Genomic DNA, 25,280 nt, shown 5'->3' with positions numbered 1-25,280 from the left:
GAGGCATAACGGAGGGATAAGCATGCCGATCCGCATTCCGCGTGGCTGGGAGATCCCCGAGCGCGAGGCCACCGCCGAGCATCTGGTGTTCGGCCGGCGCAAGGCGTTTGGCCTGGGGGCGGGGCTGCTTGCCACATCGCCCGCCCTGGGCCAGGACGCCGCCGGCCTGCCGCCAGCCATGCGCAACACGCGCTACGAGGCGGGGCGCGAGATCACCGCCGAGCGCGATGCCACCACCTACAACAACTACTACGAGTTCGGCACCGACAAGGGCATCAGCCGCGCCGCCCAGCGCCTGCCGCAGCGCCCCTGGACCGTGAAGGTCGAGGGCATGGTCGAGACGCCGCGCGAATTCGGCATCGAGGACCTGCTGCGCAGCATGCCGATCGAGGAGCGCGTCTATCGGCTGCGCTGCGTCGAGGCGTGGTCGATGGTGGTGCCCTGGACCGGCTTTCCGCTCTCGGCGCTGCTGTCGCAGGTCAAGCCGCTCGGCTCGGCGAAGTATGTGGTGTTCGAGACGGCGGCGCTGCCGCGGGTGATGCCGGGGCTGCGCCAATCCTGGTACCCCTGGCCCTACACCGAGGGCTGCACCATCGAGGAGGCCGGCAACGAGTTGTCGTTCCTCGTGGTGGGTGCCTATGGCAAGCTGCTGCCGCCGCAGAATGGCGGGCCGATCCGCTTCCACCAGCCGTGGAAATACGGCTTCAAGGCCGGCAAGAGCATCACCACCATCAAGCTGACCGACCAGCGGCCGGTCTCCTTCTGGGAGCGCATCCAGGCGCAGGAATACGGCTTCTGGGCCAATGTGAATCCCGAGGTCAGCCATCCGCGCTGGAGCCAGGCGAGCGAGCGGGTGATCGGCACCAGCGAGCGCATCCCGACGCGGCTCTTCAATGGCTATGCGGATTTTGTCGCGCCGCTCTACACTGGTCTGCAGAACGAACGACTCTGGGCATGAGATGGTCCTGCGGCTGATCGGATTGCTGATGGGCGCCGCGGCGCTCGTGATGGGGCTGTCCTTTGGTTGGGGATTGCCACTCGGCACCGTGCTCTCGCAGATCAATCCGCGCGCGATGCTGACCCTGCAGGAGGGCGTGTCAGTCATGCTGTGGTCGGGGGCGTGGGATTCGCTGTTTTACCCGGTGCTCACGCTGCCGGCCTGGGTGGCGCCACTTGCCGTGGCGCTGGTGTTGTTCCTGATCAGTGCGACGCGGCCCGAGCGCGGGTAAGGCCGCTACGCGCGCCGGATCGGAGAGGGACTTAGCCCCGCCGGACCTCTTCGACGATGGCGTAGCGACCTTTCGGGAATCCCATTTGGCGATTGCAGAACGACGTGCCTCCGCAGGCGAAATCCTGCGTGGAGCACCGGGGCCGGGTCCTGCCCCCGGCCGATATGCGGTCCGCCAAGCATTGGCTTCCGCAGGACCGCTGTGGTCTGGCGTGGCGGCGCCCTCACGCCGCCTATTCGATGCGCGCGCCGGAGATTTCCACCAGGCGTTGCCAGCGCGGCGTCTCGGCGCGGATCATCTGGGCCGCCGCGGCGGGGCTGTCGCTCAGGACAATGCCGTAGCCGAGCGGGCGCAGGCGTTCGACGAAGTCAGGCTGGCGCGCGACCGTCTGCGCGGCCTCGAACAGGCGCTGGGCGACCGGGGCTGGTGTGCCGCCGGCAGCGGTGACGACATTCCAGTTGACCAGCGAATGCTCGCCCAGGCCGAGATCGGCAAAGGCCTTCATGCCCGGGATCTCGGGCAGCAGCGGGATGGGGTCGCCGGAGGAGACGGCCAGTGCCTTGAAGGCCCCGCTCGTCACATGCGGCATCAGCGCCGGCATGACGTCGAACATCATGTCGATCGTGCCGGCCAGCAGGTCGTTGATGGCCGGACCGCCACCGCGATAGGGCACGTGCAGGATCTTCGCATCGGCGAAGCGGTTCACCGCCGCGATGTTGAGATGCGAGGAGGTGCCCGAGCCTGAGGATCCCATCCGCACCTGCTCCGGATGGGCGCGTGACCAGGTCACGAGAGCGCGGAAATCGGTCCAGCCGTTGCGCCGGGCGGTTTCTGCATTCACCACGCAGAGCAGCGCCCCGTCCGTCAGCTGGGTGATCGGGGTCAGGTCCTGCTGCGGATTGAAGGGCATGCGTGCATGCATGAACGGCGCGGCGCAATAGGTGGTCGCGCTGATCAGGCCAATCGCGCTGCCATCCTTGTCCGATTTCGCCAGCGCATCGGCGCCGATCATCCCGCCCGCGCCGGCACGGTTCTCCACTACGACCGTCTGGGCCAGCACGGCGCCGAGGCGCTCGGCAAACAGCCGGCTGGTGATGTCCACCGCGCCGCCTGGCGGGAAGGGGACGATCACGCGCACCGGGCGGCCGCCGGCCAGCGGCTGTGCGTGGACGATGCCAGGTGCCACCGCGAGGCCGGCGATGCCGCCGAGAAGGCGGCGGCGGTTCAGGGCGGGGGTGAGCGGCATGGCAGAATCTCCGGCATCTTGTTTGTGCCAGAGCCTGCCGTGCCGGCGCCGCCTGGGGAAGGGCCATGGACGCGCGGCGCGCGCCAGGCGATGCCATGGCCTATCGGCAGCGACAGGCCCCGCCGACATCCGATCGCAGATTCTGGCGCACCCAGGTGACGCCATCCGGTTGGAAGTCGAAGGACGGACCGATGATGCAGATCTCGGAATGACCGCGGCCGCTTTGCATCTGAGACAATGTGGAGCGCTCGACCATGATGCGGTTGTTGACGCAATAGACGACGGCAGGCGTGCTCTGCGCTATGCCCGCCGGCGCGATGGCGGCAAAGGCCAAGCAGCAGAGGGCAAGAGGCTTGTTCATGATCGCATGACCCAGGGTTGTGCTCGCCGCTCACAATGCGGTGCACGGTACGGCTGCGCAAGGACATGGCGCCAGGCGGCATCAGGCGCGGAGCAGCGCGTCCCTCGCGGCGGCGATGGCGAGCTGCGCCGCCGGCGTCAGCGTGAAGTTGGCCAGCTCCTCCGGCCGCGCCCAGGCGACCTCGCTGACATCGTCCCCGGCGCGGGCCTCGCCGGAAACCCAGACCGCGGCAAAGTCGATGATCGTGTAGTGATAGAGCGCGCGCCCCTCATCATCATGGCTGATCGCATCGACAACGGTCGCCAGCGCCAGGGGGCCGACCTCGACGCCGGCTTCCTCGAACAACTCACGCCGCGCGGCCGCCTCGGTGGTCTCGCCGAGATGCTGCGCGCCACCGGGAATGGACCAGCTGCCGATGCGCGGCGGTTTGCCTCGACGCACCAGCAGGACATGCTCGTCGCGAAAGACGATGCAGCCGATGCCGACCCAGGGGCGGTCGGGGTATTCGCGGCCGGTCACTGCGGCCGCGGCGGCGTATCCGGCGCCGCTGGCGCGTCGGCGGCGGGCACATCGTCGGCCGGCGTCTCGGCGGCCGGCGGGGTCGGCTCCTGGCGGAGCAGGTCGGCCATCTGCGGCACGAAGGACTTCTCCTTCCACGGCCCGACCTGATAGGCCCAGCTGCGCCATCGGGCGTTCAGCCGCGCCGCCTCGTCATCGCCCTCGGCGGCGAGGGCGATCCAGATCGTTTCGCCCGCCTTGCGCGGCCGCACCACGACGGCGAGGTTGTCGGTCAGTTCGAACCGCGCTTCGCCCAGCGGCTCGCCGGGGGCGTCCGCCTCGGGCTTCACATCGAGGAAGGTGAGGAATTCGAAGGCACGGCCGACCTCATCGAGGCTCGTCTCATCAGTCGGCGGGGCGTCGGCCGGCTCGGTGACCTGCAACTTGCCGTCGGGGCCCTCGCCACGGGTCAGCACCAGCGCCGGCTCGCCGGTGCGGTTGATGGCGACGCGGCGGACGCGTTCGCGCGGCAGGTTGGCGATGTCGCGGTCGAGCCAGAGCTGCGGGTCGGAATCGACCGGGATGCGCCCTTCGGCGAGCCAGGCCTGGTTCTCGTTCGGGCGCCGCACGAAGGCGCTTTCCGGCACATTGCCCTGGGTGCGCACGCGCCGCCGGCCAATGACCAACTCGGCGATCACAGCGTCCTGCGCATCGAGCACGCGCAGCAGCGTAGCGGTCGAACCGGCCCGCGTCGGGTCATCAAGGCCGAGGCGGTCGAGCATGTCGGGATTGGCGGTGCGCGGTTCGACGAGGCGCAGTTCGGTCAGGCCGACGAGCAGCTCGCGCACCTTCTCCTGCCGCACCGGATAGCCGCCCTTGGCGGGCAGCACCCAGGTCTCGCCGCGGCGGGCGACTTCCAGCGTGCCGTCTTGGCGCGTGGCGACGATCTTCGCGGCCGATTGCAGCCGCTGCGCCAGGCCCGGGAAGGCGAGCGCCGCCCCGGCCGGCGAGGGGGCGGGCCGTTCGGCCGGGTTCAGCAGCAGCGCGCCGCCAACCACCACGACCGCGGCGCCGCTGAGCAGGAGAAGCTGACGACGGTTCATCTGTCGTGCTCCTCAGGACCGCGCCGCGCTGCGGCGGCGCGACCGGGCGATGCCTAGGCCGATAGCGAAGAAGGCCAGCAACAACGGCACCGCGGCGATGTTGACGACGCGCAGCCAGACTTCGGTACGCTCGATGTCCCGCCGCAGGTCGAGTTGCACGGCGCGCAGCTGCTGACGTGTCTGCAGGATTTGCGCGCGTGCCGCGTCGATCTCGGCGCGCTGTTCCGGCGTGATGACGGCGGCACCTTGGCCGCGCTCGCCGCCCTGGCCCTGACGCAGTTCGCGCAGGCGGCGTTCGGTCTGCTGCAGGCGTTCCGTCAACTCGCGCTCGGTCTGACGGAAACGCGCATCGGCGTCACGGCGGATATCGTCCACCACGGTGAAGGGACGGATCGATTCACCGCGCGAACGCAGTGAGATCAGCGCGTCGCCACCGGCGAAGGTGTCGACGATGTTCGCCACCAGCGAGCCATTGTCGCTGAACGGCGTTGCCACCTGCTGGCCGAAGAAGTCCTGGGTACGCACCCAGAAGCGGTCCTCCAGCAGATCGGCATCGGCGAAAACGACCAGATTGGCGGCGCCGTCGCTATGGGCGCGATGGGCGGGGAAATCGGCCGGACGCTCGCTGCCCTCGGGCGGCGGCGGCGGGCCGTCGGGGAAGGCGGAATTCAGCTCGCCGCGGACCCGCGCGGCGATGGTCCGGTGCAGGTTCTCTGGGCGAAACTCGGCGAGGATGCGGGCCGGGTCCGGGTTCTCGCGGACACGCTCGACATTGGCCAGCATGCTGCGCTCGCTGCTCTGGAGCAGCGGCACGAATTCCACCGTGGCCCCGTCACGCCGGCGCAGATGGCCGGCTGAGGCGACTGTCACCTGGTTCAGCTGTGCCGTCGCCACCTCGGAACTGTTGATGGAATCGCCCTGCAGGTTGAACCAGGCCAAGTAGTCCACCGCTTGCACCCGGTCGGTCGGGTTGGCGCGCACCCGCCAGGCGCCGCGCAGATCGAGCACCACCGCCTCGGAGGGCGCATCGACGCCCCAGGCATTCAGCAGGCGGTTGAGCTGCGAAGCGGTATCGGTGGGCGGCCGGCCACCGGGGCCGGGGCGCGAGGCCTGGCCTTCGGAATACGGGTCGACGAAGACCATCAGCTTGCCGCCGCGCATGACGAACTGGTCGATGGCGTATTGCGTCGCATCCGACAGGTTCTGCGGATGCACCACCATCAGCACCTGTACGTCGTCCGGGATACGCTGGGTGTCGAGCGGCACGTCCTGCACGGCATAGAATTGGCGCAGCGTCTGCATTACCGCGAAGGGCTGCGGCGCCGGGCCGCCGCGCATCATCATCATCATGCGCGGATCGCCGTTCAGCGGCAGGGTGGACATCACCCCCACCACCGGCCGGCGCGGGTTCGACAGTTCATAGACCAGCCGCGTCAGGTCGAATTCCAAGAAGCGTTCGCGGTCGGGCTGGAAGAACGGGATGGAACGCTCGTCATCCAGCAGGTTGCTGCCGGCAAGACCGAAATAGATCTGCTCGCCCGACTGGTCGACCGGCACGCCCTGCATGCCGAAGGCGAGCGCGCGATCCTCGGTCTCGCTGAAGGGTTCGGGGTCGAGCACTTCCAGCTGGATCTTGCCGCCGGAGACGGCGACGTATTCCTCCAGCATGGCGCGCACGCGCTCGGCATAGGAGCCATAGGCCGGCACCGCCGCGCCGAGCCGGCGCGAATAGAACAGCCGCAGCGTCACCGGGTCCTGCAGGCCGCGCAGCACGGATTTCGTGCCGTCCGACAGGGTGTAGAGATGCTGTTGCGTCAGGTCGACGCGCGCGCGCGGCGCCACCCGGTCGACCAGCATGTTGACGCCGATCGCCAGCGCGGCCGCCGCGACGAGCCCGAGCGCCGAGGACCAGATCCGCCGCGTGCCCGGGCGAGGGGAGGGAGAGGAGGTACCGCTCATCGGGTCAGTCCGCCTTCCGGTGGTCGATGACCACGGCATTCACAAACAGGAAGAAGCCCATGAAGGAGCCGAAGAACACCACGTCGCGCAGCGCGATGACGCCGCGCACCAGGGAGTTGAAGCGTTCGGTGATCGACAGGCCGCGCGCGACCTCCGCCAGCACCGGCATCCGCTGCGAGAGGAAGTCGTTGATGATGGGGCTGCCCGCCACGGTGAACAGGAAGCAGACGGCGACGGCGAGGACAAAGGCGACGACCTGGTTCTTGGTCATCGCCGACATCGCCGCACCCACCGCCAGGAAGGCGCCGGCTACCAGAAGGCAGCCCAGATACCCGGCGGCGATCACGCCATTATCCGGCTCGCCGAGGTAGTTGACCGTCAGCACCAGCGGGAAAGTCAGCAGCAATGCGATGGCGCAGAACGCCCAGGCGGCGAGGAACTTACCGACCACCGCCTGCCATTGCGGCAGCGGCAGGGTCAGCAGCAGCTCGATGGTTCCCAGGCGCCGTTCCTCGGCCCACAGCCGCATGGTGAGGGCGGGGACGAGGAACAGGAAAAGCCAGGGCACGAAGGTGAAGAAGGGCGACAGGTCGGCCTGCCCGCGGGCGAAGAAGCCGCCCAGGGTGAAGGTCAGCGCGCCCGCCATCATCAGGAAGATGACGATGAACACATAGGCGACCGGGGTGGCGAAATAACCGGCGAGTTCGCGCCGCGCGACGATCAGCGCACCCATCAGGCGGCGTCCTTCGGCATGGTCAGGTCGCGGAACACCTGTTCCAGCGAACGGCCCGGCGCGACCAGCCCGGCCGGGGTGGAGTCGGCGAGAACCTTGCCGCCCGCGATGACGATCGCGCGGCTGCACACGGCTTCGACCTCCTCGAGGATGTGGGTCGAGATCAGGATCGCCTTCTGCGGCGCCATGCGGCGGATCAGTTGGCGGACCTCGTGCTTCTGGTTGGGGTCGAGGCCATCGGTCGGCTCGTCCAGCACCAGTACGGGCGGGTCATGCAGCAGGGATTGCGCGAGGCCGACGCGGCGCTTGAAGCCCTTGGAGAGCGTCTCGATTGGCTGCAGCTGCACGCCCTCGAGCTGGGTCAGCTGCATCGCGGCCTCGACCCGTTCATCCGCCTCCCCGCCGCGATAGCCGCGGATACTGGCGACGAAGCGCAGGAAGCCGGTGACGGTCATTTCCGGGTAGGTCGGCGCGCCCTCGGGCAGGTAGCCCAGGCTGCGCTTGGCCGCGACCGGGCTGTCCACGACATCCTTCCCGCAGATCCGCGCGGTGCCGGCGGTGGGCGTCACGAAGCCGGCCAGCATCTTCATGGTGGTGGATTTGCCGGCACCGTTCGGGCCGAGGAAGCCCACGACCTCCCCGCGATCGACGGAAAACGACACGTCGTCCACGGCCGTGAAGTCGCCGAAGCGCTTGGTCAGGCGCTCGATCTCGATCAGCGCGGGCAAAGGCAGTCTCCCCTGTGCTGGCCCATATCGGGCGGCGCGCGATTTGACCCTCCCGGGGCCGGGATGCAACCCCCCGCGCCGTTACCGTCTGCAACAGCGCGGCGGGGTGGCTTGTCAAAAATCGAGCAGCGCGTTGTCCACCACCTCCTTCATGACGAAGAAGGTGCGGGTCTGCCGGACGCCCGGCAGGCGCAGAAGCTGCTCGCCGTGCAGACGGTTGAAATCGGCGATGTCGCGCACACGGATCTTCAGGAAGAAGTCGAAATCCCCGGCGACCAGGTGGCAGTCCAGCACGAAGCTCAGCTTCCTGATGGCGTCCTCGAAGGCTGCGAAGCTCTCGGGCGTCGAGCGGTCGAGTTCGACGCCGACGATCACCAGCGTGCCGCGATGGACCAGTTGCGGGGCGATCTGCGCCCGCACGGCGGTGACGTAGCCGCGCTCGAACAGCCGCTGGGTACGGCGATGGCAGGTGGCGGGGCTGACATTCACGGCCCCGGCCAATTCGGCATTCGAGATCCGCCCGTCGCGTTGCAGCCGCTGGAGGATTCGGTGGTCGATGCGGTCGAGCTCGGAGGCGTTGGAAGGATCTTCCATTTTTTGCGTCCATATGACGAAGTACATGACCTAAACGCCAGCGGGCCGGAAGCCAAGGGCAGTAATGGCATTGTATTCGAGGGCACCTTTCAGGGTGCCGATGCTAAGCCTCCGCTCCCTTCCACGACAGGAGCGATCGGTGCTCAGACTCGACAAATTCGAACGTTTTCCCCTGACCTTCGGCCCGACGCCGATCGAACACCTGCCGCGCATGACCGCGGCGCTGGGCGGCAAGGTCGAGATCTACGCCAAGCGCGACGACTGCAATTCCGGCTTGGCCTTCGGTGGCAACAAGCTGCGCAAGCTCGAGTACATCGTGCCCGACGCGATCGCCTCGAATGCCGATACGCTGGTCTCGATCGGCGGCGTGCAGTCCAACCACACCCGCATGGTGGCGGCGACGGCGGCGAAGATCGGCATGAAGTGCGTCGTCGTGCAGGAAAGCTGGGTGCCGCATGAGGACGCCGTCTATGACCGCGTCGGCAACATCCTGCTGACCCGCCTGATGGGCGCGGACAGCCGCATCGTGCCCGACGGCTTCGACATCGGCATCCGCAAGAGCTGGGAAGACGCCATCCAGTCGGTGAAGGATGCCGGCGGCAAGCCCTACGGCATCCCGGCCGGCGCCTCGGTGCACAAGTTCGGCGGGCTCGGCTATGTCGGTTTCGCCGAGGAAGTGCGGCGGCAGGAAGCCGAGATGGGCATCCGCTTCGACTACATCATCGTCTGCGTCGTCACCGGCTCGACCCAGGCCGGCATGATCGTCGGCTTCGCCGCCGACAACCGCGCCGACCGCGTCATCGGCATCGACGCCTCCGGCACCCCGGTGCAGACCCGCCAGCAGGTGCGCGAGATCGTCGACAACACCGCCGAACTGGTCGAACTCGGCCGCGCCGTGCGCGACGACGAGATTGTCATCCTCGATGGGTATGCCTACCCCGCCTACGGCGTGCCGAGCCACGAGACGAATGAGGCGATCCGCTTCGCCGCACGAACCGAGGCGATGATCACCGACCCGGTCTATGAGGGCAAATCGATGCAGGGGATGATCGACCTGGTCAACAAGGGCTACTTCCCCGAGGGGTCGAAGGTCCTCTACGCGCATCTGGGGGGTGCGCCGGCGCTCAATGGCTACAGCTACACCTATCGCAACGGGTGAGGCCATGGTCGCCGTCGCCCTGTGCCGGATGGCGCAACCGGATGCCGCGCTGGAACGGCGGCTGTTCGAGGCGGCGCGGCTGTCGCAGCCGCATGCCGGGGCGGAACTCCTCTTTCTCGGGGAGGACCGCGCCGGCGGCGATGCCGTCCTGGTGGCGCTGCACTTCGGTGGCCTGCCCCAGGCGCTGGCCTTTCGGTCCGCGGTGGCGGGCATCGAGGGGGTGACGCTGCAATTGCTGCACCTGCGTCTGCCCTTTGACGGCGTACCGACCGCCGCGTTGTTTCCCTGACCGCGCCGGGCCGCCGGCGGCGCGGTCCTACCCCGCGTCGAGCGGCGCCATGGTGATGTCGTGCCCGAACAGGGCAAGCAGCAGCCGCGCCGCCTGGCCGCGCGGCGAGGCCAGCGCCGGGTCGCGCCCCAGCAGCACCTCGGCATCGTCATGGGCGATGTCGACCAGCCGGGCATACTCCTCGGGGTCCTCGCGCGGGTCGAGCAGCCTCGCCCCGGGCAGCCCGGCCTGGCGCGTACTGAGCGCGTCTCCGCCGCCACGCGCACGCAGATCCTCCTCTGCGATGACGAAGCCGTCATCGGAGTCGCGCAGCACCAGCAGGCGCCGCTTCTCGCCTTCCGTCAGTCCCGGCGAATGCACCAGCAGGCAGGAGGATGGCTTCGAGCCGCGCCCGACCCGCCCGCGCAGCTGGTGCAGCGCCGCCAGGCCGAAGCGTTCGGCCTGTTCGATCAGCATGATCGTCGCCTCGGGCACATCGACGCCGACCTCGATCACCGTGGTCGCCACCAGGATCTTGGTGCGCCCGGCCGCGAAATCGGCGAGCGAGGCTTCGCGCACCGCGATGTCCTGCATGCCATGGGCGATGCCGACCAGACCGGGGAACCGCCCGTTCAGCTCGGCGAAGCGGTCCTCGGCGGCCACGGAATCGTCGCGCTCGGACCCGCTGATGGCCCGCACCACCCAATAGGCGCGTTCCTCCCGCCCGATCGCCTCGCCGAGGCGCTCGATGATGTCCGGCAGCCGGTCCTGGCTGGTGATGCGGGTGACGATCGGCTGGCGGCCCGGCGGCTTGCCGGCGATGCGGCTGACCGCCATCTCGCCCCATTGCGTCAGCAGCAGCGTGCGCGGGATGGGCGTGGCGGTCATCACCAGCATGTCCACAGCGTCGCCCTTCTCGGCCAGCATCAGCCGCTGGGCGACGCCGAAGCGGTGCTGTTCATCCACCACCGCCAGCGCCAGGTCATGGAAGACGACGCCCTCCTGGAACAGCGCATGGGTGCCGAGCACCAGCGGGATCGACCCATCCGCCAGCCCCGCGAGCACACGCTTGCGTTCCTTGCCCTTCACGCTGCCGGTCAGCAGCGCGACCTTCACCCCCGCCGCGTCGCACAGTTTCTCGAAGGTGCGCAGATGCTGCCGGGCCAGCAATTCGGTCGGCGCCATCAGCGCGGCCTGCGCGCCGGCCTCGGCCACCCGCAGCATCGCCATCACCGCGACCAGCGTCTTGCCGGCGCCGACATCGCCCTGCAGCAGCCGCAGCATGCGGCGGGGCGCGGCAAGGTCGGCATCGATCTCGGCGACGGCCTGGCGCTGCGCCTCGGTGGGCGGGAAACCGAAGGCCGCCAGCGCCTTCGCCCGCAGCGTCTCGCCACCGGCCAGCGCCCGGCCGGGCCGTTCGCGCGACCTCCGTCGCACCAGGCCGAGCGCGATCTGGCCCGACAGCAACTCGTCATAGGCTAGGCGATGGCGGGGTGCCGCGCCGGGTTCGGCCTCGGGCGCCTGGATGGCGCGCAGGGCAGGGGTGAAGCCGGGCCATTTCTCGCGCCGCAGCAAAGGCGGATCCTGCCATTCCGGCAATTCCGGCAGCAGGGCGAGGGCCGCACCCATCGCCCGCGTCACCTGCGGCAGGCCGAGCGCCCCGGTCAGCGGCCAGACCGGCTGGACCTCGGGGATGCCGTCCTCCTTCGCCGAGATCTGCGGGTTCACCACGACCCAATCGTCGCCTTCCTCCTTCAGCGTGCCGGCGAACCAGCGCGTCGCACCCACCGGTAGTGCCTTTTCCGCCCAGGGCTTCTGCCAGTTCATCAATAGGGCGGTGACCGACTCGCCCTCCGCCTCGCAGCGCACCCGCACATAGGGACGGCCCTGGCCCGATCGGCCGGACTTGTGGGAGCTGATGACGACCGGGATCAGCACCTCGGAGTCGGGCAGCGCATGGGAGGGGCGGGTGATCCGTCGCCGCGTCAGGTAGCGTTCGGGCAGGTGCAGCAGCAGGTCGAGCACGCGCGGCCCGCCGGCGGCCTTGGCCATCAGCCGGGCATCGTTCTCCTTGACGCCCTTCAATTCGCCGATCGGCGCCATCAATGGTGCCAGCGCATCGGCGCCCTGCGGCATCGTCTCGTCTCGGCGGGCTGACACGATTCCCATCGCCCTCTATATGCCAGGACGGAGCCCATGCCCGAACCCCAGGACCTAGACCCTCGCCGCCGTCGCCTCGTCTACCGGGCGATGCACCGTGGTACCAAGGAAGCCGATCTCATGATCGGCGGCTTTGTCGCGCGCAACATCGCCGGCTTCACCGAGGCCGAACTCGATGCGATCGAGGCGGTGCTGGAACATTGGGACGTCGACCTGGCCGATTGGCTGTCCGGCCGCCGGCCCATCCCGCCCGAGGCCGATACGCCGATGATCCGCCGCATGGCCACCGAATGCGGCCGGACGGGCGCGGGCGTGCCGCCGGGGGCGGAGCGGTGAGGGCAGCCACCGTCCATGGCGCCCCCGAAGGCTTCGACGCCCTTCTGCTGTGCCGCCGCCGGGCGGAGACCGACGCCCCGGTGGTCCATGTCTGCCGTGACGACGCCCGCATGGCCCGGATGGCCGATGCGATCGGCTTCTTCGCCCCCGAGGTCGAAATCCTGCGCTTCCCGGCCTGGGATTGCCTGCCCTATGACCGCGTCTCGCCCAATCCCGAGATCGTCGCCGAACGCGTCGCCACCCTGACGCGGCTGCTGGAAAAGCCGACGCGCCCGCGCATCGTTCTGACCACGGTCAATGCCATCGCCCAGAAGGTGCCGCCGCCGGAAACCTTCGACGGCGCGACGATGCATCTGGCCAAGGGCGGCCGGGTGCAGCCGGAGGCACTGACCGCCTTCCTCGAATCCAACGGCTACCACCGCACCGGCACGGTGATGGAGCATGGCGAATACGCCATGCGCGGCGGCATCGTCGACCTGTTCCCCGCCGGTGGGTCCGACCCCGTCCGCCTCGATTTGTTTGGCGACGAGATCGAGGATATGCGCCGCTTCGACACGGCGACGCAGCGCAGCGGCAAGGTGGTGCCCGAACTGCGCCTGCGCCCGGTCGGCGAGGTGTTCCTCGACGAGGCCTCCCGCGCCCGCTTCCGCACCGCCTATCGCGAACTGTTCGGCGCAGCGGCAGCCGAGGACCCGCTCTATGTCTCGGTCAGCGCCGGGCGCAAGCATCCGGGCATGGAACATTGGGCCGGGCTGTTTCACGACAGCATGGCGACGCTGATCGACTACCTCCCCGGCGCCTCCGTCAGCCTCGACCATCAGGCCGAGGATGTCGCGACCGCCCGCTTCGAGATGGTCGAGGACCATTACCAGGCCCGCCGCGTGCCGGTGCGCGTCGCCGAGGGAGAAGTGCCCTACCGCCCCGCCCCGCCGGGCACGCTGCATCTCGACCGCGAGGGCTGGGACGAGATGCTCTCCGGCGGCCCCGTGCTGCTGTTCAGCCCCTTCACCGGCGGCGCCGAGGGCGGGCAGGGGATCGAGGCCGGCGGCCGCCCCGGCCCCTTGCTGACCGAAGCAAGGACGGCCGGCGAGAACGTCTTCGCCGCCTACGCCACCCTGCTCAGTGGCCAGTTGAAGGCCAAGCGCCGCCCGCTGCTCGCCGCCTGGACCAAGGGCTCGCGCGAACGGCTCGGCAATCTGTTGCGCGAGAACAACATCGCCGCCGCCCCGGCCGATGACTGGAAGGCCGCCCGCGCCCTGCCAGAGGGCGTCGTCGCCCTGGTGGTGATGGGCCTCGAACGCGGCTTCGTAGCCGCTGGCATCGCCGTCACCGCCGAACAGGACATTCTCGGCGAGCGCATCTCGCGTCCGGCGCGCCGCCGCCGCCGCGCCGACCAGTTCATCGCCGATGCCACCGAAATCGCCGAGGGCGACCTGGTCGTCCACCAGGACCACGGCATCGGGCGGTATGAAGGCCTGACCACCATCGAGGTCAGCGGCGCCCCGCATGACTGCCTGCGCCTGACCTACGATGGCGGCGACCGGTTGTTCGTGCCGGTCGAGAACATCGAGATCCTCTCGCGCTTCGGTACCGAGACGGCGGGGGTGGCGCTCGATAAGCTCGGCGGCGTCTCCTGGCAGAATCGCAAGGCCAAGGCCAAGTCGCGCATCCGCGACATGGCCGGCGAGCTGATCCGCACCGCCGCGCTGCGGCGCATGAAGGACGGTACCCTCGCCACCCCGCCCGAGGGGCTTTGGGACGAGTTCTGCGCCCGCTTTCCCTTCGTCGAGACCGAGGACCAGTCGCGCGCCATCGCCGATGTGCTGGAGGACCTCTCCGCCGGCCGGCCGATGGATCGCCTCGTCTGCGGCGATGTCGGCTTCGGCAAGACCGAGGTGGCGCTGCGCGCGGCCTTCGTCGTGGCGATGAGCGGCTCGCAGGTCGCGGTGGTGGTGCCGACGACGCTGCTCGCCCGCCAGCACGCTCGCACCTTCACGACGCGCTTCGAGGGATTCCCCATCCGCATCGCGCAGCTCTCGCGCATGGTGACAGCAAAGGAAGCGACCGAGGTCCGCGCGGGGCTGAAGGATGGCAGCGTCAACATCGTCGTCGGCACCCATGCGCTGCTCGCCAAAAGCGTCGAATTCGCCGATCTCGGCCTGGTCATCGTCGATGAGGAGCAGCATTTCGGTGTCAAGCACAAGGAAGCACTGAAGTCGCTCAAGGCCGACGTGCATGTGCTGACGCTGACCGCGACGCCCATCCCGCGCACCCTGCAACTGGCGCTGACCGGGGTGCGGGAGATGAGCGTCATCGCTACGCCGCCGGTCGACCGTCTCGCGGTGCGCACCTTCATCATGCCCTGGGACCCGGTGGTGCTGCGCGAGGCGGTGCAGCGCGAGCGCTTCCGTGGCGGGCAGATCTTCTGTGTGGTGCCGCGCATCGAGGACATGGCCAAGGTCGCCGAACGCCTGACCGAGATCGTCCCCGAGGCGCGCGTGGTGCAGGCGCATGGCCGCATCAGCCCAACCGAGCTCGAACGCATCATGACCGAGTTCGGCGACGGCAAGCACGACATCCTGCTGGCGACCAACATCGTCGAGAGCGGGCTCGACATGCCGGCGGTGAACACGCTGCTGATCCATCGCGCCGACATGTTCGGCCTCGCCCAGCTTTACCAGCTGCGCGGCCGTGTCGGGCGCGGCAAGCTGCGCGGCTATGCCTACCTGACCTGGCCACAGTCGCATCGCCTCTCGCCGGCCGCCGAGAAGCGGCTGGAGGTGATGCAGACGCTCGACAATCTCGGAGCCGGCTTCACCCTCGCCAGCCATGACCTCGACATCCGTGGCGCTGGCAATCTGCTCGGCGAGGAACAGTCCGGCCAGATCCGCGAAGTCGGCATCGAGCTCTACCAGCAGATGCTCGAGGAAGCGGTCGCCGACATCAAGGCCGGGCAGGGCAAGGGCGGCGGCGATTCGGAACGCGACTGGACGCCGCAGATCAATCTTGGCCTGCCGGTGCTGATTCCCGAGACCTATGTCGCTGACCTGCCGGTGCGGCTGGGATTGTATCGGCGCATCGGCTCGCTCGCCTCCGATGGCGAGACGGATGCGATGGGCGCCGAACTCGCCGACCGCTTCGGCCCGGTGCCGCCCGAGGTCGAGAACCTGCTCCAGGTCGTCGCCATCAAGCGACTGTGCCGGGAGGCGGGGGTGGAGAAGCTCGATGCCGGGCCGAAGGGCGTGGTGCTGTCCTTCCGCGGCAACAGATTCGCCGACCCGGCCGGGATGGTCGGCTGGGTGACGGCGCAGAAGGGCCAGGTGAAGCTGCGCCCCGATCACAAGCTGGCCCTGTTGCGGGAGATGGACCTGCCGCAGCGCGTCAAGGCGGCGCGTGACCTGCTGACCGCACTGGCCAAGCTAGTGCGGCGCGCACAGGCTGCCTAAACCGAGGGTAGTTGCCAGCCGGCGGCCCTGGACGTAATCGGAACGTGATCCGACCAAGGTGCCCCCTACATGCCCGTTGAGTTTCCCCGGCCTGCGCGTCTGGCCTCCCTGGTGGCTGCGGCGCTGATGCTTGCCGCGGGTGGTCCGCCGCCTGAACGCGTCACGACGCCGCGCCAGCAAGCCCTGCCCACCGTGGCCGCGCCCGCCGCGGCCCGAGTATCCGAGCCCGCCCCGGTGCCGGGGCCGCTAAACGCGCCAGCCGCCGCTGTGGCGGCGATCACTGCGCCGGACCTGTCGCATCTCTCGCCCGCCGACCGCGCGCGCGCCTTGGCCGATGCGCGGCCCTGGTCGGGCACGCTGTTCCTTGGTTCCTCGGTGGCCGATGGCAAGCTACGCGACCTGATCGTGGCGCCCTGGTCAGGCTCCTGGGGCGATGACACGCTGGTCGGCGGCGCGGTCCAGTATCGCGTGGCGCGCTTCTGGCGCTTCTTTATGGTCGATCTGGAAGCTGGCAGCGCCTATCGCTTCGGCGACACGGAGGGCGGTGAGTTCTGGGCGGCCGTCTATCTTCGCTACGACGGCTTTCCCTGGAGCAACTACGTCTACACGACCATCGGCCTGTCGATGGGCCCAGATTTCGTGACGCGACTGCCGCAGGTGGAACGTGGCACGGATGCGCGGCCGGAGGAGAACCAGTCGGCTTGGCTGAACTTCTTCTCGCCCGAGATCACCGTTGCTCTGCCGGAGTATCCGCAATACGAGTTGGCGTTCCGCTACATGCACCGCAGCGGCATCTTCGGCACCTATAACGGTGTGTATGAAGGCGCCAATTCCTTCGTGGTCGGCTTCCGCTACCGCTTCTGAGGCGCGACGGGCGTCACCGGGATCGAGGCGGCGCCTCGGTCCGGGACGGCACGGCGCGCAGGGCCAAGCCCTCGTCTAGCAGGCTGCGGAAATTCGATTTTCGACGGCGGCCGGCGCAACACTGTTTCGTGGGTCTCTCCCGGCTCGACAGGAAGATTCAGGCGACGGCGCGGATCGATTCATTTGCGTCTTTCGTTGCGCTTCCGATGGAGAATTTTCGCAGCCTGCTAGAGCTGCTACTGGCACCACCGGAAACCGCGGATCGAGGCGTGGCATCGATCCGGAGACGCACAGCGCGCAGGCCAAGCCTACGCCTACACGCCCGCACCATCACCGGAAACAGCGGATCGAGGCCGTGCCTCGATCCGGGAGCGCACAGCGCGACCGCGCCCATCCTGCCATACGCCGCCAACGCCCCAGTGCATGGCGCGCAAGCCAAGCACGCGGATGCGTGCGCCGGCGCTTGAGGCATAGATTTCGAGGAAATGGTGGGCGCACGTGGGATCGAACCACGGACCTCCTGCGTGTCAAGCAGGCGCTCATACCACTGAGCTATGCGCCCCCCGTTCTGGCGGGGTCGCCCTCTTAGACGCGGTCAGCGGACCGCGCAAGGCCCCCGCCGGATTCTGTCACGCATCAACCAGCGCAACGTCGAGCAGACGCTCCAGAACCTCGGGTTCCTGCGCGCCGGCGATGGCGTTGCGACCAGCGACGACGAAGCACGGCACGCCATTGATGCCGAGGCGATGGGCGCGGAGATTCTCCGCATGCACGGCATCCGCATCGGCACCCGATTCGAGGAAGCGATGCACCGCCACGCCGTCGAGCCCGACCCGCATGGCGAGTCGTACCAGCGTGTCCTCATGGCCAAGATCCGCCCCCTCGGCGAAGTGGCCGTGGAACAGCGTATCGACCATCGCATCGCCCAGCCCCTCGCGCACGGCGAAGCGCACCAGGCGATGCGCGTCGAGGCTCGATGGCATGCGGCGGATGCGGTCGAAGCGGAAGGGCACGCCCTCGGCCACGCCGAGTTCGGCGATGGTGGCATGCAGGCGCTTCGCGCGCTCCTCGCCGCCGAATTTGCGGGTGAGGAATTCCTGGCGTGGCAGCCCCGCGCTGGGGATGTCGGGGTTCAGCAGGAAGGGGCGCCAAATGATGTCGACGAGGATGTCGGGCCGCGCCCGCAGCGCGCGCCGCAGCCGCCGGGTGCCGAGGTAGCACCAGGGGCATACCAGGTCGAAGACGACATCGACCTGAAGCCGGGCGCGGGGGGGGACGAGCAGGTTCACGCCCGCATCCTAGTGCAGCGTCCGCCTGGGTGGAACCGCAACAAGGGGCAAGCCATTCTGGCCTCTCGATTCTCAACGGATGCCCGGGTGGCGGACGCGCCTGCCGGCTCGGCCATGGTGACGGGTCCCGGCACGTCGGGGGCGGCTCGGCACGAATGGTGGCGCCGGGATCGCCACGCCCCGCCTGGCGCACGCGGCGAAACGATCCTCAGGTCCATCGGACCGGTGGACAGGCCCGTCCCGGCCCCGTACTAACGTCGCTCACATCTTCGGGATCGGAGGCGGAAATGGGACGCCCCCGGTACGGCGTCGCGGGGGCCGGGCAGGCATGAAGATGAGTTCTGCGGCGCTCGCGGCAGTGCGTTCGCTACCGTTGCTGTTGTGCCTCTACATCGTCGGGCTTTGTGCTTCGATCGGCCGGCCGATCTGGATCGACGAGTTCACGCATTTCGCCTTCGCTGCGGAGCCGACGTCGCGCGCCGCGTGGGACATGTTCGTCGCGACCGCCGACTACAACCAGCATGGCCAGACCGGCATCTACATCATGCTGAACTACTGGACGCTGTCGTATCTGGGCATCGATGCAACGTTGCTGCGGTTGCCGTCGATCCTCTCGGGCCTGTTCCTGATGGCCTCGGCAGTCATGCTGTTCCGGGTCCTGGGGTTCTCGATCCTATGGCAGACCATCGTGGTCGCCGCCTTGGCGGGCCAGCACCTGCTGATGTATTTCGTCGGCGAGGCGCGCGCCTACATCCCCATCCCCGCCGCGGCTGTCGGCCTGCTGGTCTACTACGTCGCGCGCCCGCATTACCCGCGAAGCCACATCCTGTTGGCCTATGGCACCTTCGCTGCGGTGTTCGGCGCGGTCATGCATCCCTATTTCGCCGTCTATTGGCCGGCGGTCTGCCTGGTCGGCTATGTTCATCATCGCGCCGCGACGGGCAAGCGGTTTAGCCTGTCGTCACTCTTCGCTTTCGCCAATCCCATCCTGGTAGTTGTCGGTGCTGGCCTGTATGTCCTGCTCGGCGTGATGACCTGGTTGCGGGAGCAGCCGCCTTTCGAACTCGATCCCTTCGAATGGCTCCATCGGTATGGCCCGCTGGCCAATTTCACCGACTACAGCCATGCGCAATTCCTCAGCGGCCACTACGTCATCGCCGCCGGGCTTACCGGCGTCGCCGTTCTGGGGCTGCTGCTGTTGCCGGCGGACAAGCGGAAGGATTTCCGGGCTTTCTGGGCGCCAGTGCTTCTCATCGTGATGTCCCTTGCCCTCTCGCTGCTGATCAGCCTGTGCTCATACCTTGCCCAGTACTGGGTATTGCCGCGCCAATGGGTGGGGTCGGTGGCCCTTGTTGCGATCGGCGTCATCTGGCTCTGGGCTGAGGCCGCCAGGATCTGGGCGCGGCACGCGCCGTGGCTGGGGCTGGTCGTCTGCGCCATGGCCGCGCTGATCGTCTCAAGACAGTCGCTCGGTCTTCAGCGCGACAAACTGCCACAACTGATTGCCTATCTGTCCGAACCGGCATCACCTCGCGATGCCGTGACCTGCCTGCCGCCCAACCATCTCGATGTGTCGGACATGCCGAATGAGGCGCGCAACGATGCGTTCGTCGCGCTGGCGAACCGCAACATCGTCTGTGGGGGGCAGATCTGGCCGGTGTTTCGCGAATACTACAGCGGCCCACCGGCGCCGCAGACCGAGCAACAGGCATCCACCGAGCAGACCGACTTCCAAGCGCAGTGACCGACGCCGGATACCGCCAGGCTGCCTGGCGGCATCCCGATCAGGCGGCGATCCCTGCTGGTAGACTGGCGGATGGGGTGGGATTCGAACCCACGAGGGCTTGCACCCTGGCGGTTTTCAAGACCGCTGCCATAGACCACTCGGCCACCCATCCAAGCAATGCGGCGCGGGTTTATTCGCCCGCCAGCCGCGCCGCCATCATCGGCGCGCCAAGCCGCATCATCCCGTGCACATCCGGCGCCTTGTCGAGGTTCAGCACCGCATCGGCCAATTGCGCCGAACGCTCGGCACCCAGCACCGCATCGGCCAGGCCATGGAACTTCGCCCGCAACTCCGCCTCGGTCAGGAAGTTCGCCGGTTCGCCCTTGGGCAAGTTGATCTTCTTCACGAAGGTCTGGCCGCGCGCCTGCACCGTCAGCTTGCCGGACATGTATTCGGGGAAGTCGGCTTCGACCTCCGCATCCTCGACCGGCAGGATCTTCTTCATCAGCCCGCGCAGGTCGGCATCCAGCAGCCAAGCATAGCTGTCCCAGCCGAAATGCCCGCGGGCGAGCGCGCAGGCCACCACGAAGGGCCCGCTGAACTGGCCATCGACGATGTTCTGCGGGTTCTGCTTGTACTGCGTCGGCGCGCCCACCAGCAGCATGCCCTTGTTCGGCAAGCCCATGGTGACGCTCTCGATCTCTTCGGTCTTGAGGCCCAACTCGGTTCGCAGCGCGAGCGCCGCATCGACATTGGCATGGCCATACCGGCAGGACGGGTAGGGCTTCACCGCCGTTTCCATCAGTTCCCACTCGGTGCCCAGACCCTGCAACGCCCGCGCCGGGTTCGGGTTCGGCGCATACGCGCGCAGGAAGCCCGCGCGGCCTTCCAGCGCCTCGCCGGCACCGCGGAAGCCCTCACGCGCCAGGGAGGCAGCGGTCAGGCCATTGAGCGCCGACCAGCCCACCTGGAACCGCTTCGTCCAGGCGCCATTGGCCAGGAACTGCAACGACCCGGCCGCCTGGGACAGGGCAATGCCAAAGGCATCCTCGATCTGCGCCGCCGATAGGCCGAACACCCGCGCCGCCGCCGCCGCTGCGCCGAAGGCGCCGCAGGTCGCGGTGGGGTGGTAGCCGCGATCGTAATGGTCGCCACCGGGCAGCGACAGCGCCAGCCGGCAGGTCACTTCATAACCGGCGACAATCGCCCCCAGCACGGTGCGGCCGTCGGCGCCGACCATCTCGGCAGCGGCGAGGGCAGCCGGGATCACCGGCGCGCCCGGATGCAGTGTACCGGCCGCATGGGTGTCGTCGAAATCAAGCGAATGCGCCGTGGTGCCATTGACCAGCGCCGCCCCGGCCGGCGTGTAGCGTGCCGAGTCGCCGAATACCGCCGCCGAGCCGGCCGCGAGGCCCAGCGAACGCGCCGCAGCCAGCAGGGGCGCCGTGCTCTCGGCATCGTGACGGCCGCGCAGCATGTTGCCGACCAGGTCGAGCACCAGGAAGCGGGTCCGCTCCTGTACCTCGGCCGGCAGCGATTCAAAGCGGATCGCGGCGGTGAAGGCAGCAAGGTCGCGCGTGACGGCAGCCATGACGTTTATCCTCCGGACTAACTTGTGGGTTGTAGCACTCCCGGCGAGGCGGCCAAGGCATGCAAGTCGTGTTTGCTTCCGCCCGGAGCGCATGGCACCTGACGGTAATGATCACGCGCCGCATCCTCCTCGCCGCAGCGCCGCTCGCCGGCTGCGCGGCCTCGCCCTCCAACAATGCACCGGCCGCGACGGCGGCCTTGCCGGCGCCGGTTCCGGCCGCCTCGCCAGGCGCGGAACCGGAATACCTGCCGGTCGCCTCGGTGCCCTTCGACCGATTCGTCGAGGGCGTGAAGACGGAGGGCCGTCGCCGCGGCCTGTCGCAAAACGTCCTGAACACCGCCTTCGCCGGGATTAGGCCGAACCAGCGCGTCATCCAGCTCGACCGTCGCCAGGCCGAAGGCGGCATGGCCTGGGAGGAATATCGCGACCGCATCATGGTCTCGCCGACCCGGGTGCAGAACGGCCGGCGCAACTACACCGAGAACGCCGCCCTGCTGCGCCGGATCGAGCAGCGTTTCAGCGTCTCGCCCAGCGTCATCGTCGCGATCTGGGGCGTGGAGACGAATTTCGGCGGCAATACCGGCGGCTTCAAGGTGGTCGAGGCGCTGGCGACGCTCGCCTGGGAGGGCCGCCGCGCCTCCTATTTCCGCAATGAGCTGTTCGCCGCGCTGAAGATCCTCGACGAGGGGCACATCCGCAACGACCGTATGGCCGGCTCCTGGGCCGGCGCGATGGGCCAGCCGCAATTCATGCCGTCCAATTTCGACCGCTTCGCCGTCGATTTCGATGGCGATGGCCGGCGCGACATCTGGGATGACAAGGCGGATGCGCTCGCCTCCATCGCCAACTACTTCAATCGCAACGGCTGGCGCGCCGGCGAGCCCTGGGGCCTCGAGGTCATCCCACCATCCGGCTTCACCCTGGACGGCGCCGACACTCAGACGCGCCGCCCGATGCGCGACTTCGCCCGCATGGGCTTCCGTGCCGGCAATGGCGGCCCGCTGCCGACCGACCGGCCCGAGGCGCAGATCGTGCTGCCTTCGCGCGGCGCCGGCCAGGTCTTCCTCGGCCATCACAACCTGCGGGTGATCCGGCGCTACAACTCGCCGGTGAATTACGGCCTCGCGGTCGGGCTGCTGTCGGACCGGGTGGCTTGAAGACGCGCTTCCTCCTGCCGTTGCTGCTGGCCGCCGCCTGCAGCACCCCGCAGCCGCGCTACATGGTCGGCGAGCCGTACAGCCTGGGCGGCGCCTGGTCCTATCCACAGCAGGATTTTGCGCTGGTCGAGACCGGCCTCGCGACCCGCCAGCCCGGGCCGGGCTGGGGCACGCCCACCGCCAATGGCGAGGCATGGAGCGCTTCCCGCGCGCTCGCCGCGCACCGGACGCTGCAACTGCCGGCGGTGGTGACGGTGACGAACCTGGAAAACGGCTCGTCGCTGACGCTGCGGGTGAACGACCGCGGGCCGGTCAATCCGGGCCGGGTGATTGGGCTGTCGGACCGCGCGGCGGACCTGCTCGGCATCCCGCCCGGCGCCGCCGCGCAGGTGCGGCTGACGGTCGATGGCGAGCGTAGCCGCGCCCTGGCCGCCGGCGTGCTGGGCCGCGCACCGGAAGCGGTTGCCATCGAGACCGCCCCGCGCGCCGCCGTCGCCACCGAAAGCCTCGCCCCACCGCCCGGCGCGCGCGCCGCCGGCCAGCGCATCGACGCCACTCCTGTGGCCGCCGCCGCGGCGCCGGCGGCGGCCGTCGTCGCCGACATCGCGCTGCCGGAGACGGTCACGCGCGGCACGGCGCAACCGGGCAGGATCTTCGTCGAGGCCGGCACCCTGTCGCGCGCCGATGCGGCGCAACGCCTGGCCGCGCGGGTCCCCGGCGCGCGGGTCGAAGCCTTCGGCCCCCGGCGCGACCAACGCTACCGCGTGCGGAGTGGCCCATTCCAGACCGCGGCGCAGGCCGACGCGGCGCTTGAGCGGACTCTGGCGGCAGGAGTATCCGGTGCACGTATCCTGGTGGACTGACATGCCGCCCCAGAGACAGGAATTGCCAGCATGACCGATCGACGCACGCTGCTTGGCGGTGCTCTTGCCGGCCTGGCCGGGCCGGTCCTTGCCACGCCCGCGCTGGCGCAGCGCGCGCCGGCCCCGCGCGGCCGGCGCGCGGCCGCGACCCAGTCCGCCGGCTCGCCGGCCGACACGCCGCTCGGCCCGCTTGACGTGCTGGCGCGACAGGCGCTCGTCATCGATTTCGCGACCGGGGCGACTCTGCTCGAAAAGAACGCCGACGAGCTGATGCCGCCATCCTCCATGTCCAAGCTGATGACGATGTACGTCGTCTTCGAGCAGCTGAAGGCCGGGCGGCTGCAGCTCGACCAGTCGCTGCCGGTCAGCGAACGGGCTTGGCGTATGGGCGGGTCGAAGATGTTCGTGGACCTCGGGTCGCAGATCAAGGTCGAGGACCTGATCCACGGCGTCATCGTGCATTCCGGCAATGATGCCTGTGTCGTGCTCGCCGAGGGCATCAGCGGCAGCGAGACCCAGTTTGCCGAATTGCTGAACCAGACCGCGCGGCGGATCGGCCTGCAGCACAGCACCTTCCGCAATTCGACGGGCTGGCCCGACCCTGACCACAAGATGACGGCGCGCGACCTCAGTATCCTGGCGCGGCGGATCATCGCCGACTTCCCTGAATACTATCCATTCTACAACATGCGGTCCTTCCGCTATAACAACATCACTCAGGAGAACCGCAATCCGCTGCTGTCGCGTGTCGCCGGGGCCGATGGCCTCAAGACCGGGCATACGGAAGATGCGGGCTATGGCCTGACCGGCAGTGCGAAGCGCGGCGACCGGCGCGTGATCCTGGTGCTGAACGGCCTGCCGACGATGCGCAGCCGCTCCGAGGAGAGCGAGCGGCTGATGGAATGGGCCTTCCGCGAGTTCGAGGCGGTGGTGCTGTTCCGCGCCCAGGACACCATCGAGGAAGTGCCGGTCTATCTGGGTGAACGCGCCAAGGTGCCAATGGTGGGCGGGCGCGACCTGGTGCTGACCCTGCCGCGGCAGTGGCGCTCGCGCCTTGAGGTGCGGCTGCATTACGACGCGCCGCTGACCGCCCCCGTCGCGCGTGGCCAGCAGATCGGCGAGATGCAGGTCGGCGGGCAGGGGGTGCCGGAGTTGCGCGTGCCGCTGCTGGCGGGGGCGGATGTCGAGAAGCTCGGGCTGATCTCGCGCATTCCGGCGGTGGTCAGCCAGTTCGTCTTCGGCGCGCGAGGCTGACGATCGGCGGGTTTGACGCAGCCGCCGGGCGGCGCCACACCAGCCGATGATGCTGGAACCGGGACGCTTCATCACTCTGGAAGGCGGCGAGGGGGCTGGGAAGTCGACCCAGGCGCGGCGGCTTGCCAACGCGCTCGCGGCGACCGGCCGAGCCGTGCTGCGCACCCGCGAACCGGGCGGCACGCCGGGGGCGGAGCGCATTCGCGACCTGCTGCTCGGCCATGGGCCATGGGACCCGGTGGCCGAGGCCATGCTGCATTTCGCCGCCCGGCGCGAGCATCTGGTGAAGACGATCCGCCCCTTCCTCGCCATCGGCGGCTGGGTGATCAGTGACCGCTTCGCCGATTCGACGCTCGCCTATCAGGGCGCGCAGGGGCTGCCGCGCGCGGTCTGGGCGCGGTTGGCCGAGGTTGCGCTGGACGGCTTTGCCCCGGACGTGACCCTGGTGCTGGACATGGCGCCGGAGGCCGGCATGGCGCGCGCGGCCGCCCGCAGCGGCGCCGATCGATATGAGCGGATGGGGCTCGATTTCCATGCGCGGGTGCGCGCCGGCTTCCTGACGATCGCCCAGGCGGAACCAGGGCGCTGCGCGGTGGTGGATGCGGCGGGAGGCGCGGATCAGGTCTTTGCCGGGATCGCGGGGGTGTTGCGTGAACGGTTGGGGGTAGGGCTGTGATGGGGCAGGCAGGCCGGAAGGGGGCTCTGCCCCTCTCCGG

The 25,280-nt window shown here is 68.9% G+C and carries 23 protein-coding genes and 2 tRNA genes; 12 read left to right on the top strand and 13 right to left on the bottom strand.

Features of this window, described 5'->3' with window-relative positions; translation table 11 throughout:
• Nucleotides 1–22: 22 nt before the first annotated feature.
• Both msrP and IEY36_RS14875 read left to right on the top strand, forming a co-directional pair.
• Nucleotides 23–958: a protein-methionine-sulfoxide reductase catalytic subunit MsrP gene (gene msrP, locus IEY36_RS14880; protein ID WP_188967965.1), complete on the top strand. Its 936-nt coding sequence runs from the start codon at nt 23–25 to the stop codon at nt 956–958.
• A gap of 1 nt (nt 959) precedes the next feature.
• Nucleotides 960–1,229 carry a hypothetical protein gene (locus IEY36_RS14875; protein ID WP_188967963.1) on the top strand — a complete coding sequence of 90 codons (270 nt, stop codon included), beginning with the start codon at nt 960–962 and terminating at the stop codon, nt 1,227–1,229.
• 232 nt (nt 1,230–1,461) lie between these two features.
• On the opposite strand, the gene IEY36_RS14870 is transcribed toward IEY36_RS14875, so the two are convergent.
• The 8 genes from IEY36_RS14870 to IEY36_RS14835 form a co-directional block, all read right to left on the bottom strand.
• Nucleotides 1,462–2,475, bottom strand: coding sequence for a Bug family tripartite tricarboxylate transporter substrate binding protein (locus IEY36_RS14870; protein WP_188967961.1), 1,014 nt, complete (start codon nt 2,473–2,475; stop codon nt 1,462–1,464).
• A gap of 100 nt (nt 2,476–2,575) precedes the next feature.
• Nucleotides 2,576–2,836, bottom strand: a complete 261-nt coding sequence (locus IEY36_RS14865; RefSeq protein WP_188967959.1) for a hypothetical protein — start codon at nt 2,834–2,836, stop codon at nt 2,576–2,578.
• Between the two features lie 81 nt (nt 2,837–2,917).
• On the bottom strand, nt 2,918–3,355 hold the full coding sequence (locus IEY36_RS14860; RefSeq protein WP_188968419.1) for an NUDIX hydrolase: 438 nt from the start codon (nt 3,353–3,355) through the stop codon (nt 2,918–2,920).
• Nucleotides 3,352–4,437 (bottom strand): DUF4340 domain-containing protein, encoded by a 1,086-nt coding sequence (locus IEY36_RS14855; protein ID WP_188967956.1) that lies wholly within the window; start codon nt 4,435–4,437, stop codon nt 3,352–3,354. The genes IEY36_RS14860 and IEY36_RS14855 overlap by 4 nt, the downstream gene beginning before the upstream one ends.
• Nucleotides 4,438–4,449: 12 nt before the next feature.
• The gene (locus IEY36_RS14850; RefSeq protein WP_188967954.1) at nt 4,450–6,396 is read right to left on the bottom strand and encodes a GldG family protein; all 1,947 of its coding nucleotides are present in this window, start codon (nt 6,394–6,396) and stop codon (nt 4,450–4,452) included.
• A 4-nt stretch (nt 6,397–6,400) separates the two neighbouring features.
• The gene (locus IEY36_RS14845) at nt 6,401–7,129 is read right to left on the bottom strand and encodes an ABC transporter permease subunit (RefSeq protein WP_188967952.1); all 729 of its coding nucleotides are present in this window, start codon (nt 7,127–7,129) and stop codon (nt 6,401–6,403) included.
• On the bottom strand, nt 7,129–7,857 hold the full coding sequence (locus tag IEY36_RS14840) for an ABC transporter ATP-binding protein (protein WP_188967950.1): 729 nt from the start codon (nt 7,855–7,857) through the stop codon (nt 7,129–7,131). The genes IEY36_RS14845 and IEY36_RS14840 overlap by 1 nt, the downstream gene beginning before the upstream one ends.
• Before the next feature lie 114 nt (nt 7,858–7,971).
• The gene (locus IEY36_RS14835; RefSeq protein ID WP_188967948.1) at nt 7,972–8,451 is read right to left on the bottom strand and encodes an Lrp/AsnC family transcriptional regulator; all 480 of its coding nucleotides are present in this window, start codon (nt 8,449–8,451) and stop codon (nt 7,972–7,974) included.
• Between the two features lie 139 nt (nt 8,452–8,590).
• Here IEY36_RS14835 and IEY36_RS14830 point away from each other — a divergent pair, with 139 nt between their 5' ends.
• Both IEY36_RS14830 and IEY36_RS14825 read left to right on the top strand, forming a co-directional pair.
• Entirely contained in the window at nt 8,591–9,610 is a 1,020-nt protein-coding gene (locus IEY36_RS14830) for a 1-aminocyclopropane-1-carboxylate deaminase (RefSeq protein WP_188967946.1), read from the top strand.
• 4 nt (nt 9,611–9,614) lie between these two features.
• On the top strand, nt 9,615–9,899 hold the full coding sequence (locus IEY36_RS14825; RefSeq protein WP_188967944.1) for a hypothetical protein: 285 nt from the start codon (nt 9,615–9,617) through the stop codon (nt 9,897–9,899).
• Nucleotides 9,900–9,926: 27 nt separating this feature from the next.
• Here the strand turns inward: IEY36_RS14825 and recG are convergent, their stop codons facing one another.
• Nucleotides 9,927–12,047 carry an ATP-dependent DNA helicase RecG gene (gene recG, locus IEY36_RS14820; protein ID WP_188967942.1) on the bottom strand — a complete coding sequence of 707 codons (2,121 nt, stop codon included), beginning with the start codon at nt 12,045–12,047 and terminating at the stop codon, nt 9,927–9,929.
• A gap of 27 nt (nt 12,048–12,074) precedes the next feature.
• On the opposite strand from recG, the gene IEY36_RS14815 reads away from it, so the two are divergent.
• The 3 genes from IEY36_RS14815 to IEY36_RS14805 all read left to right on the top strand — a co-directional run bounded on the left by IEY36_RS14815 (nt 12,075) and on the right by IEY36_RS14805 (nt 16,684).
• Nucleotides 12,075–12,374, top strand: coding sequence for a succinate dehydrogenase assembly factor 2 (locus IEY36_RS14815; RefSeq protein WP_188967940.1), 300 nt, complete (start codon nt 12,075–12,077; stop codon nt 12,372–12,374).
• Nucleotides 12,329–15,820: a transcription-repair coupling factor gene (gene mfd / locus IEY36_RS14810; RefSeq protein ID WP_188967939.1), complete on the top strand. Its 3,492-nt coding sequence runs from the start codon at nt 12,329–12,331 to the stop codon at nt 15,818–15,820. The genes IEY36_RS14815 and mfd overlap by 46 nt, the downstream gene beginning before the upstream one ends.
• 69 nt (nt 15,821–15,889) lie before the next feature.
• Nucleotides 15,890–16,684: a hypothetical protein gene (locus IEY36_RS14805; protein WP_188967937.1), complete on the top strand. Its 795-nt coding sequence runs from the start codon at nt 15,890–15,892 to the stop codon at nt 16,682–16,684.
• Between the two features lie 486 nt (nt 16,685–17,170).
• On the opposite strand, the gene IEY36_RS14800 is transcribed toward IEY36_RS14805, so the two are convergent.
• Nucleotides 17,171–17,246: transfer RNA gene (locus IEY36_RS14800), tRNA-Val, on the bottom strand.
• A 67-nt stretch (nt 17,247–17,313) separates the two neighbouring features.
• On the bottom strand, nt 17,314–17,973 hold the full coding sequence (locus tag IEY36_RS14795) for a DsbA family oxidoreductase (RefSeq protein WP_188967935.1): 660 nt from the start codon (nt 17,971–17,973) through the stop codon (nt 17,314–17,316).
• Between the two features lie 328 nt (nt 17,974–18,301).
• Between IEY36_RS14795 and IEY36_RS14790 the strand changes: the two genes are divergently transcribed.
• Complete coding sequence (locus tag IEY36_RS14790; RefSeq protein ID WP_188967933.1) at nt 18,302–19,717, top strand: hypothetical protein; 1,416 nt, start codon at nt 18,302–18,304, stop codon at nt 19,715–19,717.
• Nucleotides 19,718–19,783: 66 nt separating this feature from the next.
• On the opposite strand, the gene IEY36_RS14785 is transcribed toward IEY36_RS14790, so the two are convergent.
• A tRNA-Ser gene (locus IEY36_RS14785) sits at nt 19,784–19,871 on the bottom strand.
• Nucleotides 19,872–19,889: 18 nt separating this feature from the next.
• On the bottom strand, nt 19,890–21,290 hold the full coding sequence (locus IEY36_RS14780; protein ID WP_188967931.1) for an MmgE/PrpD family protein: 1,401 nt from the start codon (nt 21,288–21,290) through the stop codon (nt 19,890–19,892).
• A 107-nt stretch (nt 21,291–21,397) separates the two neighbouring features.
• Between IEY36_RS14780 and IEY36_RS14775 the strand changes: the two genes are divergently transcribed.
• Genes IEY36_RS14775 through tmk form a run of 4 tightly spaced genes read left to right on the top strand, consistent with a single transcriptional unit; the run spans nt 21,398 to nt 25,240 of the window.
• A complete protein-coding gene (locus IEY36_RS14775; protein ID WP_188967929.1) occupies nt 21,398–22,447 on the top strand; it encodes a lytic murein transglycosylase in 1,050 nt (349 codons plus the stop codon).
• Nucleotides 22,444–23,310 carry a septal ring lytic transglycosylase RlpA family protein gene (locus IEY36_RS14770; RefSeq protein ID WP_188967927.1) on the top strand — a complete coding sequence of 289 codons (867 nt, stop codon included), beginning with the start codon at nt 22,444–22,446 and terminating at the stop codon, nt 23,308–23,310. The genes IEY36_RS14775 and IEY36_RS14770 overlap by 4 nt, the downstream gene beginning before the upstream one ends.
• 30 nt (nt 23,311–23,340) lie before the next feature.
• The gene (locus tag IEY36_RS14765; protein WP_188967925.1) at nt 23,341–24,564 is read left to right on the top strand and encodes a D-alanyl-D-alanine carboxypeptidase family protein; all 1,224 of its coding nucleotides are present in this window, start codon (nt 23,341–23,343) and stop codon (nt 24,562–24,564) included.
• A gap of 49 nt (nt 24,565–24,613) precedes the next feature.
• Nucleotides 24,614–25,240, top strand: a complete 627-nt coding sequence (tmk, locus tag IEY36_RS14760) for a dTMP kinase (RefSeq protein WP_188968381.1) — start codon at nt 24,614–24,616, stop codon at nt 25,238–25,240.
• Nucleotides 25,241–25,280 lie beyond the last annotated feature (40 nt).

Source organism: Neoroseomonas lacus (assembly GCF_014644535.1).
In the GTDB taxonomy this organism is placed as follows: Bacteria; Pseudomonadota; Alphaproteobacteria; order Acetobacterales; family Acetobacteraceae; genus Neoroseomonas; species Neoroseomonas lacus.
Note: the sequence above shows the minus strand (reverse complement) of the source record. Positions and strands in the feature narration are given on the sequence as shown.